16 protein-coding genes are annotated in these 14,270 nt (G+C 50.6%); 8 read left to right on the plus strand and 8 right to left on the minus strand.

Going from position 1 to position 14,270, the window contains the following annotated elements:
- Positions 1 to 258 precede the first annotated feature (258 nt).
- The 3 genes from R6H26_RS07755 to R6H26_RS07765 form a co-directional block, all read right to left on the minus strand.
- Positions 259 to 714 (minus strand): DMT family transporter, encoded by a 456-nt coding sequence (locus tag R6H26_RS07755; RefSeq protein ID WP_404789724.1) that lies wholly within the window; start codon positions 712 to 714, stop codon positions 259 to 261.
- Between the two features lie 171 nt (positions 715 to 885).
- Complete coding sequence (locus R6H26_RS07760; protein WP_404789726.1) at positions 886 to 1,272, minus strand: YciI family protein; 387 nt, start codon at positions 1,270 to 1,272, stop codon at positions 886 to 888.
- A gap of 61 nt (positions 1,273 to 1,333) precedes the next feature.
- Positions 1,334 to 1,924, minus strand: coding sequence for an isochorismatase family protein (locus R6H26_RS07765; RefSeq protein WP_404789728.1), 591 nt, complete (start codon positions 1,922 to 1,924; stop codon positions 1,334 to 1,336).
- Between the two features lie 144 nt (positions 1,925 to 2,068).
- Here R6H26_RS07765 and R6H26_RS07770 point away from each other — a divergent pair, with 144 nt between their 5' ends.
- Positions 2,069 to 2,464: a winged helix-turn-helix transcriptional regulator gene (locus R6H26_RS07770; RefSeq protein ID WP_404789730.1), complete on the plus strand. Its 396-nt coding sequence runs from the start codon at positions 2,069 to 2,071 to the stop codon at positions 2,462 to 2,464.
- 107 nt (positions 2,465 to 2,571) lie between these two features.
- Here R6H26_RS07770 and R6H26_RS07775 read toward each other — a convergent pair whose 3' ends face one another.
- Together R6H26_RS07775 and R6H26_RS07780 are read right to left on the minus strand one after the other, a co-directional pair.
- Entirely contained in the window at positions 2,572 to 3,261 is a 690-nt protein-coding gene (locus R6H26_RS07775; RefSeq protein WP_404789732.1) for a DJ-1/PfpI family protein, read from the minus strand.
- 133 nt (positions 3,262 to 3,394) lie between these two features.
- A complete protein-coding gene (locus R6H26_RS07780; RefSeq protein ID WP_404789734.1) occupies positions 3,395 to 4,084 on the minus strand; it encodes a LuxR C-terminal-related transcriptional regulator in 690 nt (229 codons plus the stop codon).
- 118 nt (positions 4,085 to 4,202) lie between these two features.
- Here R6H26_RS07780 and R6H26_RS07785 point away from each other — a divergent pair, with 118 nt between their 5' ends.
- The 3 genes from R6H26_RS07785 to devC are packed head-to-tail and all read left to right on the plus strand — an operon-like array spanning position 4,203 to position 6,987.
- The gene (locus tag R6H26_RS07785; protein WP_404789736.1) at positions 4,203 to 4,634 is read left to right on the plus strand and encodes a DUF6220 domain-containing protein; all 432 of its coding nucleotides are present in this window, start codon (positions 4,203 to 4,205) and stop codon (positions 4,632 to 4,634) included.
- The gene (locus tag R6H26_RS07790; RefSeq protein WP_404789738.1) at positions 4,631 to 5,797 is read left to right on the plus strand and encodes an HlyD family efflux transporter periplasmic adaptor subunit; all 1,167 of its coding nucleotides are present in this window, start codon (positions 4,631 to 4,633) and stop codon (positions 5,795 to 5,797) included. The genes R6H26_RS07785 and R6H26_RS07790 overlap by 4 nt, the downstream gene beginning before the upstream one ends.
- Positions 5,798 to 5,820: 23 nt before the next feature.
- Positions 5,821 to 6,987 carry an ABC transporter permease DevC gene (gene devC / locus R6H26_RS07795; protein ID WP_404789740.1) on the plus strand — a complete coding sequence of 389 codons (1,167 nt, stop codon included), beginning with the start codon at positions 5,821 to 5,823 and terminating at the stop codon, positions 6,985 to 6,987.
- 30 nt (positions 6,988 to 7,017) lie between these two features.
- Here the strand turns inward: devC and R6H26_RS07800 are convergent, their stop codons facing one another.
- The 3 genes from R6H26_RS07800 to R6H26_RS07810 all read right to left on the minus strand — a co-directional run bounded on the left by R6H26_RS07800 (position 7,018) and on the right by R6H26_RS07810 (position 9,547).
- Positions 7,018 to 7,293, minus strand: a complete 276-nt coding sequence (locus R6H26_RS07800) for a DUF2993 domain-containing protein (RefSeq protein ID WP_404789742.1) — start codon at positions 7,291 to 7,293, stop codon at positions 7,018 to 7,020.
- 1,706 nt (positions 7,294 to 8,999) lie between these two features.
- The gene (locus R6H26_RS07805) at positions 9,000 to 9,374 is read right to left on the minus strand and encodes a hypothetical protein (protein WP_404789744.1); all 375 of its coding nucleotides are present in this window, start codon (positions 9,372 to 9,374) and stop codon (positions 9,000 to 9,002) included.
- On the minus strand, positions 9,362 to 9,547 hold the full coding sequence (locus tag R6H26_RS07810) for a hypothetical protein (protein WP_404789746.1): 186 nt from the start codon (positions 9,545 to 9,547) through the stop codon (positions 9,362 to 9,364). Before R6H26_RS07810 ends, R6H26_RS07805 begins: the two co-directional genes overlap by 13 nt.
- Positions 9,548 to 9,672: 125 nt before the next feature.
- Between R6H26_RS07810 and R6H26_RS07815 the strand changes: the two genes are divergently transcribed.
- The 4 genes from R6H26_RS07815 (at position 9,673) to R6H26_RS07830 (ending at position 14,113) form a co-directional block, all read left to right on the plus strand.
- The gene (locus R6H26_RS07815) at positions 9,673 to 9,789 is read left to right on the plus strand and encodes a photosystem II reaction center protein I (RefSeq protein WP_404789748.1); all 117 of its coding nucleotides are present in this window, start codon (positions 9,673 to 9,675) and stop codon (positions 9,787 to 9,789) included.
- Between the two features lie 186 nt (positions 9,790 to 9,975).
- On the plus strand, positions 9,976 to 12,213 hold the full coding sequence (locus R6H26_RS07820; RefSeq protein ID WP_404789750.1) for a DUF3769 domain-containing protein: 2,238 nt from the start codon (positions 9,976 to 9,978) through the stop codon (positions 12,211 to 12,213).
- 21 nt (positions 12,214 to 12,234) lie between these two features.
- Entirely contained in the window at positions 12,235 to 13,368 is a 1,134-nt protein-coding gene (gene ribD / locus R6H26_RS07825; protein WP_404789752.1) for a bifunctional diaminohydroxyphosphoribosylaminopyrimidine deaminase/5-amino-6-(5-phosphoribosylamino)uracil reductase RibD, read from the plus strand.
- A gap of 184 nt (positions 13,369 to 13,552) precedes the next feature.
- Positions 13,553 to 14,113: a DUF2141 domain-containing protein gene (locus R6H26_RS07830; protein WP_404789754.1), complete on the plus strand. Its 561-nt coding sequence runs from the start codon at positions 13,553 to 13,555 to the stop codon at positions 14,111 to 14,113.
- Positions 14,114 to 14,270 lie beyond the last annotated feature (157 nt).

Raw genomic sequence — 14,270 nt, forward strand, 5'->3', positions numbered from 1 at the left:
ATCCGATGGTACACCACCAGCCATTCGCAGATAATTCAGGATCGTTGCCTGCGACTCTGTTTCGCGACAATGCTGACGACCGATGAGATCCCCAGTTGTTGGAGATGACCGCCGAGAGATCGTCTGTTAGGCGTTTGAGGCTATCTGTGGCGTCTCAACTGAGCCGTTAAGCTGCTTCAATCATTGGAAAGTTATCTGTGTGTTGCATGAGTTAAAACTTGGTGGTGGTCAAGATCGAACGTTCGCGTTTTCCTGCAGCTATCGCTTTGCATAGGCAACCAAGGAAACGCCCAAAACCACTAATACGGCTCCGGTAATGCGGGTGGGACTGGCAGCGTATTTAGTGAGCCCAAGCGCACCGTAATGATCGAGAAATAGTGCAGCAACCATCTGTCCGGCGATCGTCAGCGCGAGGGCAAGTGCGGCGCCAATTTTAGGCGTTGCAAAAATGGTCGACCAGACGTACAAAGTCCCTAAACAACCCCCAATCCACATCCACCAAGAGGTTTGAGCTAAAGCAGTCGAAGTAGGAAACGGATATTGCGCAAAGAAACAGATCCCCAGTGAGGTCAAAGTACCCACCAGATATGAAACAAAGGTGACTTGCATGGGTTCGCCTACGTAGCGTCGTAGGAACGTATTCAGCGCAACCTGAATCGGTAGGATTGCTCCACCGATCAGTGCGGCCACGAGATAAATCGTTCGACTATCCATGCTCAATCTCCTATTATGTTCTCCGTTTTGGGTAAAGCCATGCTTTGGTTAAGCGTGTCATCCAAGGCATGACAAAATAAGTCATCAAAAATATCATGATGCCGGAGGAGATAAAAGTACGGATCGAGGTAGGTAAGTTTGCCAGTAAAGGCGCTAAACTAAACACCAAAACTAAATCAATGCGCGTCGAGGCTCTGACAAAGTGACTTGGACAGTAATTTTGCCATCATTCAGCAACCAAGGACGAATGGTAAAAGTACGCGCACCGCTGGTATGCATGGGGTCGGCCTGGGCGATCTGCTGGGCGGCTTCAACCGAATCAGCTCGATAAATTAATAAACCATCTCCTTCAAAATATTGACCGTCATCGGTCCAAAGGGGGCCTGCCCCAAACAAAATATTTCGATCTTCGAGTTCTCTCAAATAGGCTCGATGCTCGACCAGATTTTGCTTGACGGACTCTAGGCTTTTAGCAGTGGATGTGACCACATACAGCTGTAGTCGCAGGGAATTTCCTGAACTTTCGATAATTTTGTCGGTCTCGATGCGATCGCTCATTTTTCTCGTTCCTGTTAGGCTTTTGCTACGATCTTTATGTTTAGCTGGCTGCGTTTGCATGCTAGGCAGCAATGCTAGGCAAAACATGTTGGAACAAAACCTGAATCAATTGACTCCCTGCGGGTGTACTCCAATCCTGCGCCAATTCTGCGATAACGGAATCGGTTGCAGTTAAGATCGTCCCCGCTTTTTCCATCCGGCGGCGCGATACTTCTTCAGCTAACTCAGAGGGAGAGCCAGAGGCATCCATGACGGCCTGAACGGTATAGCCAGCGGCGATCGCGCTCAGGGCTGGATAAACCAGACAAACACTCGTGGTTACGCCCGCCATAATGAGATTTTTCTTGCCTGTCGCGGCAACGGCAGCGCTGAAATTGGGATCGTTCCAGGCATTGACAATACCTGCCCGTTGAATGCGCGCTGCAAAGGCAGTGGGCAGAATTTCTTCCAACTCAGGCAGCAATGGCCCCTGAACGTTTGTTTCTTGGCTGCTGGTCAGCACCACGGGCAGGTTCAAAATTTTTGCGATTTTAGCTAAGGCGATCGCGTTTTGCTTCACCACTTCATAGGGAATATTTTTGACCAACTGCATCGTGCCGACTTGATGGTCGATTAAGAGTAATGCGGAATCTTGCGGTGTAAAAATAGTCACTGCGTTTGCCTCCTGTTAGCCTGCAGCTTGGGTTGACAGAATGTCGGACTCGAATGTATTGATCGTCTGATATGTGTCTTCAAATTGACAAGTACTTACAAAAAACTGCTATACATACAAAAAAGTGCCTAAGGAAAAAAGCCCATGAATTGCGAACAGAACCCCATTTATACTCCGACCAATATCATGGATACCTATCCTCATCTTCGCCAAACCCTAGAATTGGTTGCGGATAAATGGGTGGTTGCAGTGCTCTACATTTTGTCTCATGGGACTCGGCGCTATGGCGAATTGCAGCGTGAAATCGGCGATATTTCGCAGCGAATGCTGACCCGAACGTTGCGCGATCTAGAACGCAATGGCCTCGTGGAGCGCAAAGTGTACCCAGTGGTGCCGCCAATGGTGGAGTATTCTTTAACGCCCTTAGGGAAGACGATCAATGGAGTCCTCAAGTCTCTTTGCGATTGGTCAAAACAGAACTTTGATGCAGTAGAAACTGCAAGAACTGAATACGATCGCGCTCAAAGAGCAGAGAGTTAATGCTCGTGGCATGATAGCGTCTTACCTCATCGACAGCTCAGGTGCATACGGGTGAAACACCCTAAACTTATAGCGAGCGGTAAGAACGCAGCACAATGAAGATCGCTTTAGAGTTTTAGCAGCGCTGCCGAGGCTCTCGTCTGCTCCCAAAATGCATCTAGAAGTGGTTTGCCAAACTGCATTAATGGTCCTACAACTTCCGCTCCTGCCATTTCTGGCGTGCCTGCCTTAAAAGGCGGCTCAGGATCGTACTCCATCATCAGTTGAGTCATCTTCGCGACATCTTTCCCACAAAGTAACCCCAGCAGCGTCAATCCAAAATCGATTCCCGATGTTACACCAGCCCCCGTGATGCGATTACGGTCAATTACAACCCGTTGAGGCACTACCTCAGCCCCTAGCATTGCGAGTTGGTCGCGAAATGCCCAATGGCAGGTCGCTTTGTATCCCCGCAGTAAACCAGCCGCCGCTAAAACCATTGAGCCTGTACAGACGCTGGTAACATATTGAGCTGTTAGGCTTTGCTCTTTCAGAAAGTTGAGGATTTCATCATCTTTCATCACTTCGACTTGTTCCATGCCGCCGCCTGGGACGCAAATTACATCTAATGATGGACATTGTTCCAGTGTGACAGTTGGAATGAGGGTCAATCCTTCGTTACTGACAAGGGGAGATAGGGTTTTCCAAATCAAATGAACTTGCGTGTTGGGTGGAAATGCCAAAACTTGATAAGCCCCCATTACGTCAAGCTGAATAACTCCGGGATAAATCAAAAAGCCGATGTGTACCTGATTCATGATTTTGTGCTTATTTCAAGTTTTTGTCGTTGAGATATTGTAAAGAAGACTGCCAAGTTCAGATAGTCCTCAAGTGGGTACACTTTCAGTAAAGCGATGGCTAAGCTTTCCACCCGTTGCCTTAGGCGATCGCTCAAGACGATCTCGGTAATTTAATGCCGGACATCTGAGCAACCATCTCAGTCCGGGAGGAAACGTCCAACCTGCGAAATATCCGCTTCAATGCCTGCTTGACCGTATTCTCGCTAATCCAGAGAGCCGCACCAATCTCTGTGTTTGTTAAGCCCTGTGCGACCAGTTCGGCAATTTGCGCCTCGCGTGGCGTAAGGCGATCGCAGTTCAAGATTGGCAATGTAACAGGTTGCGATCGCAACGCTGCCAGTCGAGTAGACAGATGCAAACAGAGGGCACTTAAATCTGCCAAGTTCTGAGTATCGAACGCTGAAATATCGCGATGGCGGGTAAAGGCAATGCCACCGACAAGCTGACCGTCGTGGATGATCGGGCCAATCATCACATGTCCGTGATCGGCGCGAGGGCAAATGGTTTGCCAGACTCCAGGCGATAAGATAACTTCCTCATGCACGGGGGCGTGACGCTCTACCAAATAACGTAGAACAGGATTGTAGTCAAGCGACAGTGCCAACCTAACAAAACCAGGCGTCTTGGCATCAATGGACGGAAATTCATCCAGAAAACTTAGCCCCCAACGAGTTGCGGCGAAGTATTTGCCGACCTGAGCCATGACGGACTGACGCAGTTCTGACTCAGCTTGAGCCTGGGCGATCGCTTGAAATAAAGACTGCAATGAAGTTTCCATCATTCTTGCTGCTCATTTGCGCTATTGCGATTGCGGCAAGTGTACCCGAACGAGGTCTGGGCAAAGTGAGTGGGCTGCTCTTAATCTAGCTGTATTGCCATTGAGGAGCAATTAATTCTAAATGTTTAGCTCGATCGCGAGTCGCTCAAAGACTCAAACCCCAGTGGATTGGACGCTGATGGGCTTTTTCCTCCTCATTGCGGGCTTTAACCTGTGCCTTAATGCCCAAGTGTTGACGGTGGGATTGGCTTACTTTTATAACCCGGAATGGTGGCAGGCGCATGTGTGGTTGGTGCGCGGCTACAGCGGCTTGTCTCTAGTCCTGTTGGTGTGGGCGTACCGCATCGTCGTTCCGCACCGAGTGCGAAGCTTGACTGCCAGTTTGCCCCTGTTGTTGGGACTACAATTTCTGAGCATTCACCTGAAAACGCCCATTCCCTTAGCAGTGCTGCATCCGTTGATTGGCTTTGCATTGTTTTCGGTTTCAACGACGCTGGTGCATCGCGTCAGTCTTTTCCTGTTTCCTAAAGCCCCTGAAGATGAAACCCTATGACGTTGCAGCAGTTGAAAACCCTGAATCGATCGACGATTGTTCTCATTGCTGCTGGAATTGCGATCGCAGGGGGTTCGTTCTACTACACCATGACTCAGTTGGGGCAGAAGCCCGCCGCACCCGTTCAATCTGCACCCATCAACGAGCCAATCGCCGCACTGGGTCGGTTAGAGCCTGTCTCAGAAGTTGTGAGTGTCTCGGTTGCGACGACCTTGAGAAACGATCGCGTCAAGCAATTGTTCGTGAAACGGGGCGATCGCGTTCAAGCCAATCAGGCGATCGCGATTCTCGAAAGCTATAATCGCTTGCAAACTGCCCTATTAGAGGCACGAGAACAAGTTAGAGTTGCCCAGGCAAAATTGGCTCAAGTCAAAGCCGGGGCAAAGTCTGGCGAAATTGCCGCGCAGCGAGCCGAAATTGTCCGATTTCAAGCCGAGTTGCAGGGTGAGAGGGCGACTCAGACTGCCACGATCGCCCGCCGCCAATCAGAGGTGAGTGTCGCCCAGTCCGAATACGATCGCTATCTCGCTTTGTATCGAGCAGGCGCGATCGCCGCATCTGACCTCGACCAAAGACGGCTGACGTTAGAAACCGCTCAGGCACAGTTAAGCGAAGTAAAAGCCAACCGCGATCGCACTGCCGATACCTTACGAACCCAAATTACACGAGCGAAAGCCACGCTCAACCAAATTGCAGAAGTGCGTCCGGTGGATGTGCAAGTCGCACAAACGGAGGTGGATCGGTCGAATGCCGCTGTGCAAAGGGCGCAGGCGGAGTTAAATGAAGCGTCAATTCGAGCACCGATCGGCGGCACCGTTTTAGAGATTCATACCCATGCTGGAGAAGCGATCGCCGAGGCTGGGATTGCAGATTTGGGCGGCACAGACCACATGGAAGTGGTGGCGGAAGTGTATCAGAGCGATCTTGATGGGGTTCGCAACGGTCAAGCTGCCACGATCTCCAGCGATGCATTTGCGGGAGAGATTAAGGGTACGGTGCGCCAACTGGGACAGCAAGTGAGCCAACAAAAAGTATTCAGCAATCAGCCTGGCGAAAACCTCGATCGTCGGGTGGTAGAAGTGAGGATTCGCCTCAATGCAACCGATAGTCGGCGTGTTGCCAATTTGACGAATTTGCAGGTACAGGTCGCCATTCAACCTTGAATCAACGGAATTAATCTAAACTGATGCTGCCGAAATTCCTGCGTAAAACGCCCTTAGCATGGCTACAAGTCAAACGCGAAAGAACTCGGCTGTTGGTTGCCCTATCGGGCATTGCCTTCGCCGATATTCTCATGTTTTTTCAGCTTGGATTGATGTCAGCTGCTTTTGATGCGGCAACGGCGATCCACGATCGCTTAAACGGCGATCTGTTTCTGCTGAATTCCCTTTCGGACAACATGCAGACAATTAAACCGTTTCAGCGATCGCGCCTGTTTCAAGTCTCAGCGATCGGTGGGGTGAATTCGATTAATAGCCTCTATACCGGGATTGGAACTTGGCGAAATCCTGACAATCGCACGTCGTGGCAGGTTCAAGTTTATGCGTTTAACCCCAGCAATCCCGCCCTGAAATTGTCGGATGTGACACCCCAACTCAATCAGCTAAAGCGGCTCAACTATGCCCTGTACGATCGCTCGGCACGCCCGACTTTGGGCAATGTTGTAGAACAGATGCAGCGGATCGATCCGTTTCCCGCTCAACTGAACGATCGCCAAATTCAGATTGCGGGCGTATTTGTTTTGGGCGTTTCCTTTGCGTCCGATGGCAACCTCATCATGAGCGATTCCAGTTTTTTCCGAACGTTTCCCAACCGTCAACCCGATGAAATCGACATCGGACTCATCTCCCTTCGACCAAACGCAAACCTCAAGCAGGTTCAGGCTAGACTCAAAACTGCTTTGCCAGCAGATGTTTTGGTATTGACCAAACAAGAATTAATCGATCGCGAGAAAGCCTACTGGGGACAAAATCGACCGATTGGGGTAATTTTTGGCTTCGGTACGATCGTGGGGTTCCTGGTTGGTACCGTGATTGTCTACCAGATTCTTTACTCCGATGTCTCGGATCACCTGCCGGAATATGCCACGCTCAAAGCAATGGGCTATGGCGATCGCTACCTAATCGGCGTCGTGCTGCAAGAGGCATTAATCCTAGCGGTATTGGGCTTCATCCCTGGCTTTTCTGTTTCTTTTGGGCTATACGGCTTGATTGCTCAGGCAACCCTGCTGCCTGTCAACATGACGGTCAATCGCGCTACCCTGATTCTGTCTCTGACGCTGCTGATGTGCGTCGCATCGGGGGCGATTGCCATGCGGAAACTACAGGCGGCAGACCCGGCTGATATTTTCTAACCCAATCATGACTGAACCCGTCATTTCTATTCAGCATGGTCGCGATGTCGTAGAACCGATGAAAAAACTAGCAAGGGAACAGGACTGTACTATATTGACTTCCAACGTTTCCATCCGTAAATCTTGCTTCATTACTAACCCCTGACCGGAGATAGCAACCGAATCGACCTTCCCCTGAACGAGTTTTACCGGATCGGTAGAAATAGCAATATCTATATTTTCAACTTCATCTAACTGACTGGAAATAGCCACCTCTGCCATCTTATTGAGCGCCCTTTCCCCCACATCGGGTTTGTTCGACTCCATACCTTGCTTCCTTAAAATTTGGTTGACCGGATCGAGCGACTGACAAGCACTTCAGCTCGCTCTCTCAATTCCAGCAAAGATAAATGGAAATTTAATTCGTCAGAAGTGATACAAACCACAAGTACCTGGATGAGATCGAATACAGAGCGTTGAACGGATTGGAGCACCACGGTTGATTTGCGATCGAGGGTAAAGCGTTCCAAGGGAATTCTGTATTACCATTAATCCCAGATAAGTAAGACCCATCAACTTTATCCGGGCGCGCGACTTCACCCAAAATCTACCCTCTAACGACGTTCGCCCCCTCGCCAGCTTTTGGTCAGTCGTTTCGCCCAACTCGCCAGAAGCTGGAAAGATAGGCGATGCTGCCGTAGTTTTCGATACCTAGAAATGTTATGCCAGGTGATGCAACGGAACCCCTGACTGACTTTAACGATTGCCAGCGATCGCTCATAGCAAAGCGCATCTCTCTAAAAGAGGAATTTTCTCTCCATCGGTCTCAAGTTTTACGTTAAAAATTTGGTCCTACCTTCCAAGTCTCTGACTTTGTTGTAGGTAGTCACCGTCACGATCGAGAAGGATTAAGTTTTTCAAAAATTGAGCTGAGTGACATCCATTGGATTTACTGATAAAGAATATTTTGTCACCTTTAATGACAGTATTTTGTCACCTTTTATAAAATTTTTACAGGCTAATCCGCGACCCAAGTCGCATTTTTAATGGATATGTCAAATCTTATCTTCCTGCGGCAAACCTAGTAGAATCCTTGTTTAATAATGCTTTTACCCATCTTGATTTTTGCTAGAACACTAAAAAACTATTAAAAAAAGAATATTTTATATTTGTTATAGTTTATTCTTATACGCTGCCCAATAGACATTTCTTTGATTTCGATTTATATTGCAGGCAACCGCAAAGTTATGGAGAAGATATTCTCCTAAGCGAGGCGATCGTACGAATAAAATTCAAGCCCTTTAGATCTTGCCTAAGGTCTCTACGGGTACTGAATAATAGTTTAAAAGTACTAGGAGATTAAAATGACACGGCTCGCAATTAGAGATCTAAGTCTGGCTGAAATTTCGAATAGTGAAAAAACTATTGTCGAGTTGACCGATCGAGACCAGAGTGCAGTTATAGGTGGGTGTAATTGCGTCATAGTACACGGCAAGGACGGTACAGTCCTAATTCTTTGTAAGTAAAATCGAGCGTGCTCGCAGCTTTTTGCTTGCAGATAGAAAACAAAAATACAGACTAAAAACAAGGAGATTCAAATGTTACAGATTGCAATTCAAGATCTAGATCGCGGCGAAACCTCGAACAGTGAGAAAACTGTTGTCAAACTAACAGATCGAGACCAGAGCGCAATCATAGGAGGTTGTACTTGTAAAGGGAGTTATAACTCAAAAGGCGAACTTATAATCGTCTGTAAGTAATAAACTTTTACTGCTTAATCTGCCGGAATAAAAGGCCAGCAGGTTATTTCGTAAATTAAATTTTTCTAGATAAAACTCTTTTTGAAGAGTTTTTGAAATAGTTAAAATCTCAGAAAATTTCTCCATCTGGGGAAATTTTCTGAGTATAAAAGGAAATCAAAAAGTTCGATAAGTGTTTCGGTAAAGTGAATGAGGTAGGAGTAGGAGATTGACGAGATCTCAATAGAAATCTCCGAACCGATGCCGAGAGATGGCTGGTGAATATCGTAGAATTTAGCGATTAGGGCAAGTAGAAAACAACCCTTCCGGTGAGAAGCCTCCATAGGCCGGATGGCACTGAAGCGTCGATGGTGGGAGTCTTTTTCGAAACTCCTTGTTTTCTATTGCTAGATCCTTTTGGGACTGATTTAAGGCTTCTTGTTGCTTTTTAAGATATTCAGCGCGAGACGCGTGCTGATTTCCCAAACTTTGTTGCTGATAATCTACCACTACAGGCTCTATCGAGACAGTCGAAAGATCTGGCGTACGAGCAAGCTGTGCGATCAATATAACGTCAAGCATATTCTCAAACAGTACCTTGTAATCCCAATTGCGAGCAATCGATCGAAAGATCGCGCTCCATTCTCTGTATGCTTTTAGCGTACCCATCCCATCCGCTCAGTTGTCATCCATACATCTCCCTCCAAACGCATCACTGCCACTCTCTCTTCTCCATCCCTTTTAGAAATGACCGTTTTGCAGCTTTGTAACGGATTGTTTTGAAATCGATCCGCCCCGCCTCGAGCGATCGCCGCCTCTCCTCCCCTGCCGTGTCGTTGCATAAAATTGACCTAGGGCACAGTGCTTTCTCTAGCCAAGGTGCAACAGTCCGATATGATGATAATGAAGTTCGGCTTGCAAACCCGTTTTTTAATCTTGTCCATTTATCGGTAGAGCTACAGCGGCTATGGAAACTCTAAAAATTGTTGTTTACATCACGGTTTTCTTCTTTGTCGGTCTCTTTGTCTTTGGCTTTTTGTCCAACGACCCCTCTCGCAACCCGAATCGCAAGGACCTCGACTAAGCCTCTTCGATTCGTTTGAACATTCCAGCTTCGGCCCTTATTCCCAGGGATAGGGGCCGAAGTGCTGCTTGCGTCCGGTACCGATTTCGTGTAGCTTGAATGGGTTTATTGGCGCTTCGTTTTCCCGTTGCATCCAATTATGGAGGTTATGCGTCTGAGCGCTTTATCGGTGTACCGTAAGGAAATATGGTGTATCCAACCCTAGAAGCGGCAACGCCCCCTGCGCTGGTTCAGACTGCTTCCGCTTCCACTCCAATTTTGGCTTTAGATTTACCCCCTAAAGATGCTGCTGCATCGCCGTCCTTCCAAATCAGCGCGCAGCCCCCGCCCGTCATCCCCGATGGAACTCCGGCCACCACTGCCGATAGCCTCGGCAGTCCCCTTGCCGTGCCATCGCCTCCAACGGAAGTCCAGTTTTCGATAACCCCCGCTCCAAGGGCGATCGCCTCTATCCAACCCAGTCCGCCTACCTTTGAGCGCTCTAGCGCTTTAGTGCTGGACGCGTCCTCTGCCCATCCTTTTGCTCAAAAAACGGCGCAGAGCTTAGAACCAGAACGCCGTCCCGACCTCGCACCCGACCTGGTGCCAGATCCCGTCCCGACAACACCCACCCTTCCAGCGCCGCCCGCTCCAAATCCTCCGCCTACAACCAGCTCTTTTGTAGAACTATCCGCCGATCGCCAAGAATACGATGCAGCCCAACGGGCGCTGACGGCAGTGGGAAACGTGCTGCTCAATTATCGAAACGCTCAGTTAAAAGCAGATCGGATTCAGACCTTAACGCTCAAAAAACAGGCGATCGCCGAAGGCAATGTCACCTTGACCCAGGGCGGTCAGATTTTGCAAGGCGATCGCCTAGAGTACCAGTTGGATGAAGAACGCGGCATTTTCTTCAAACCGCGCGGCATTATCAACCTACCCTCGGCGGGACGCGAGACAGCAGCGCCAACCCCCGGAACCGCAGCAGTGGGCAATAGTCCCCTCGTAGGTCTAAAGGATTCGCTCCAACGACCGACCCAGCCCTCTACCCCACGCGCTCAAGATGGCATCCAGCGCTTGCGATTTGAGGCAGACCGAATCGAATTTACAGGACAGACCTGGGAAGCCATCAATATTCGCATCACCAGCGACCCCTTCTCGCCGCCCGAGTTAGAAGTAAGGGCCGACCAAGCCGCTTTGAGAAGGGTGTCGGCCCAGGAGGATGTGGTAACCCTCAGGCGACCGCGTTTGGTTTTCGACCAGCGGATTGCGGTCCCCATTCCGCGCTCCACAGTTATCTTGAGTCGAGTGCGTTCTAATCCCTTTGGCCTTGACTTTGGATTTGACGATCGAGATCGCGGCGGGTTATTCCTGGGGCGTCAGTTTACGCCGATCTCGAATCCGAAATTGACGCTTTCTGTCACGCCTCAATTTTTCTTGGAACGCGCCATCGTCGATAAAGGGTTCGATCTACTGTCGCCCGATCTGTACGGATTGAGCGCCCGACTCAAAAGCCAACTGTCGCCCAAGCTCAACTTTGGGGCTTACGTCGCCTTGCGGAGCGTCGATTTTACCAACCTAGCCGATAACGTGCGGGCAGGGCTGCGCTTTGAGCGTCCCATCGGCGATAACACGCTGGCCTTCGAAGCCGCTTACCGCGAACGGATCGTGAACGGGTCGCTGGGCGAGCAAAATATTCAAAATCGCGCCGGGTTGATTTTCGATTCGCCCACTCAGACCCTTGGTAAAACGGGCATCGAACTCAACTATCGCCTTGCCGGGGAATTGCTGACGGCTAATACCGATCGGTTTGGGGGCATCGACCTCGTGAGCCTAGGGCGAGTTCAAGGAAGCGCCTCCGTTCAGCGGGCTGTAGACCTGTGGCGGGGAACGACCTTACCGCCAACGGCCACAGAAGGCATGAAGTACACGCCCGAACCCATTCAACCTTACGTGCGCCTTGTGGGCAAACTGACTGGCGTGGTGAGCGGATACTCCAATGGGGATTCTCAGACCAGCTTAATTGGCAGCATTCGATTTGAAGGGCAGTTGGGTCACTTCTCGCGCCCGTACCTCGACTACACTGGATTTTTCGTCGGCTTTTCCCAAGGGGTTCAGATTGGCGAGTCGCCTTTTTTGTTCGACCGGGTGATCGATCGCCAGGTCGTGTCAGCGGGCTTCTTGCAGCACGTATATGGACCCGTGCGGTTGGGATTTCAAACCTCAATCAACCTGGACACGGGCGAATTTTTCAATACAGACATCATTTTGGACTACAGCCGCCGTACCTACGGTCTAACCCTTCGCTATAATCCAAACTTGCAGGTAGGCTCTATCGTGTTTCGGATCAACAGCTTCAACTGGGGCAGCAATCAAGACCTGCTCACCAGCCCGGAAATCGGCGCGGTTGAAGCGGGCGTGGGTCAGACCAATCCTCCCTTCTAGGTTTCTTATTTTTCGACCTGCATGACATCCCCTTTCCCAACTGCCCCCGCAGACGACGAAACCCATCGCTTTTGGATGCAGCGCTGTCTGACCCTAGCCCGTCAGGGGCTCGGTCGCACGGCTCCCAATCCAATGGTGGGCTGCGCGATCGTTCGAGATGGCGAAGCAGTGGGGGAGGGGTTTCATCCCAAGGCGGGGGAACCCCATGCCGAGGTATTTGCGCTGCGGGCTGCTGGCGATCGCGCTTTCGGAGCCACCCTCTACGTCAGTCTAGAACCTTGCAACCACTATGGCCGCACTCCACCCTGCTCTGAGGCAGTCATTCAGGCAGGAGTCGCGCGGGTGGTGGTGGGCATGGTCGATCCAGATCCGCGCGTTTCTGGAGGCGGCATCGAGCGGCTGCGGGCGGCAGGCATTGAGGTCATCGTAGGCGTTGAAGAACGGGCTTGCCGCGATTTGAACGAAGCATTTATCCATCGCATCGTCCGCCAGCGCCCCTTTGGCATCTTGAAATACGCCATGACCCTAGATGGAAAAATTGCAACGACCAGCGGCCATAGCGCTTGGGTGAGCAGCCCCGAAGCGCGGGCCTACGTCCATCGGCTGCGATCGCACAGCGATGCCATCATCGTTGGCACCAATACCCTCCGCCGCGACAACCCGCACCTGACCAGCCACCAACCGGAGGATGGCAGCGTTTCAGTGCACAATCCGCTGCGGGTGGTCATGAGCCGCTCGTTTGACTTACCGGAGCAAGCCAGACTCTGGCAGACGCAGATCGCACCCACCGTCGTCCTCACCCAGGGCGACCCCAACCCGGAGCGTTTGGCACAACTGCGCGATCGGCAGGTTGAAGTCGCGATATTGCCAGCGCTTACGCCCAAAGCCGCAATGGAATATCTCTATCAACGCGGTTGCTCGACAGTGCTGTGGGAATGCGGGGGGACGCTCTCGGCCCAGGCGATCGCCCAAGGCTGCGTCCAGAAAGTACTGGCATTCATCGCACCCAAGGTCATTGGAGGGCAAACGGCACCGTCTCCGGTGGGAGATTTAGGCTTAACGCAAATGACAGATGCTTTAGCCTTGGAGCGACTGTCGGTGGAGCGCGTCGGTCAAGACTATCTGTTGTCTGGATATTTGCCAGAGACTGCGTAACGCCGATCGCTTCGCCGTAGATAACGCAAACAAATTAAGATCGTTAGCTTTGTTTAGAACCTTAAGGGGGGCGTGCTAGCTTGTAGGACGAGCGAAGATCTATTGCTGTCTAGTCTTCACCTGAGGAACTAAACCCATAAATCGTAGCGTCAACTTCACCACCTAACTAATCATCCGAGGAATTATGAGCTATAAACAACTGGGTTGCTTTGCGGGCATTTTGGGGGGGGCATCTATTGCCGCAAGCTTCGCGCTCTCGCAGCCGCTTCATGCGGAACCCACTCGCAAACCGACAGCGCCCGTCCGCAAACCCGTTGTGCCTGCTCGCGCGAAGACCTTCCAGAGTTCCGGTTCAGCCGCTGCGGCCAGTCCCGGTCTGGAGGTTAAATTCGACGGATTGAGAGATTCCCAAGGCCAAGTTTGCCTCAGCCTTTTTTCCGGTCCCACTCAATTTCCCAGCGATAGCAGCCCCGATTTGCTCGTGAAGCGCTGCGCCCCTGTCTCCAGCCAAACCGCTTCCATTCTGCTGGGCGACCTCAAGCCCGGAGATTACGCCATTACAGCATTTCATGATGCCAACAAGGATTCCAAGTTAAACAAAGGCTCCTTTGGCATTCCAGAAGAAGGATTCGGGTTTTCCAACAATCCCGAAATTGGCTTCAGCGCCCCCAGCTTCACCGAAACGAAGTTCAAAGTGTCAAACGCGCCTGCCAAAGTTCAAATTAAGTTCCGTTACATGAAGTAGATCGCGATTGCGATCGGTAAAGTATCGGATTGTGTATATTTCAAGATTTTGTATCTTTTTGCACATAATTATCCGATACGGTTGCGCACGATCTGAAGGAGCTGCATGCAGTACCCGCTAGGCTGCAGGCCTTCGATGAAGTTGAGCGCAGGGAGAG

The sequence above is a fragment of the Altericista sp. CCNU0014 genome, from assembly GCF_044923475.1.
GTDB lineage: Bacteria > Cyanobacteriota > Cyanobacteriia > Thermosynechococcales > Thermosynechococcaceae > JAAURS01.

Excerpts from the sequence above, each read along its gene's own strand:
- R6H26_RS07755 (WP_404789724.1), bottom strand. The coding sequence starts at position 714 with ATGGATAGTCGAACGATTTATCTCGTGGCCGCACTGATCGGTGGAGCA.
- R6H26_RS07760 (WP_404789726.1), bottom strand. The coding sequence starts at position 1,272 with ATGAGCGATCGCATCGAGACCGACAAAATTATCGAAAGTTCAGGAAAT.
- R6H26_RS07770 (WP_404789730.1), top strand. The coding sequence starts at position 2,069 with ATGAATTGCGAACAGAACCCCATTTATACTCCGACCAATATCATGGAT.
- R6H26_RS07775 (WP_404789732.1), bottom strand. The coding sequence starts at position 3,261 with ATGAATCAGGTACACATCGGCTTTTTGATTTATCCCGGAGTTATTCAG.
- R6H26_RS07780 (WP_404789734.1), bottom strand. The coding sequence starts at position 4,084 with ATGATGGAAACTTCATTGCAGTCTTTATTTCAAGCGATCGCCCAGGCT.
- R6H26_RS07785 (WP_404789736.1), top strand. The coding sequence starts at position 4,203 with ATGTTTAGCTCGATCGCGAGTCGCTCAAAGACTCAAACCCCAGTGGAT.
- R6H26_RS07790 (WP_404789738.1), top strand. The coding sequence starts at position 4,631 with ATGACGTTGCAGCAGTTGAAAACCCTGAATCGATCGACGATTGTTCTC.
- devC (WP_404789740.1), top strand. The coding sequence starts at position 5,821 with ATGCTGCCGAAATTCCTGCGTAAAACGCCCTTAGCATGGCTACAAGTC.
- R6H26_RS07800 (WP_404789742.1), bottom strand. The coding sequence starts at position 7,293 with ATGGAGTCGAACAAACCCGATGTGGGGGAAAGGGCGCTCAATAAGATG.
- R6H26_RS07805 (WP_404789744.1), bottom strand. The coding sequence starts at position 9,374 with ATGGGTACGCTAAAAGCATACAGAGAATGGAGCGCGATCTTTCGATCG.
- R6H26_RS07810 (WP_404789746.1), bottom strand. The coding sequence starts at position 9,547 with ATGCAACGACACGGCAGGGGAGGAGAGGCGGCGATCGCTCGAGGCGGG.
- R6H26_RS07815 (WP_404789748.1), top strand. The coding sequence starts at position 9,673 with ATGGAAACTCTAAAAATTGTTGTTTACATCACGGTTTTCTTCTTTGTC.
- R6H26_RS07820 (WP_404789750.1), top strand. The coding sequence starts at position 9,976 with ATGGTGTATCCAACCCTAGAAGCGGCAACGCCCCCTGCGCTGGTTCAG.
- ribD (WP_404789752.1), top strand. The coding sequence starts at position 12,235 with ATGACATCCCCTTTCCCAACTGCCCCCGCAGACGACGAAACCCATCGC.
- R6H26_RS07830 (WP_404789754.1), top strand. The coding sequence starts at position 13,553 with ATGAGCTATAAACAACTGGGTTGCTTTGCGGGCATTTTGGGGGGGGCA.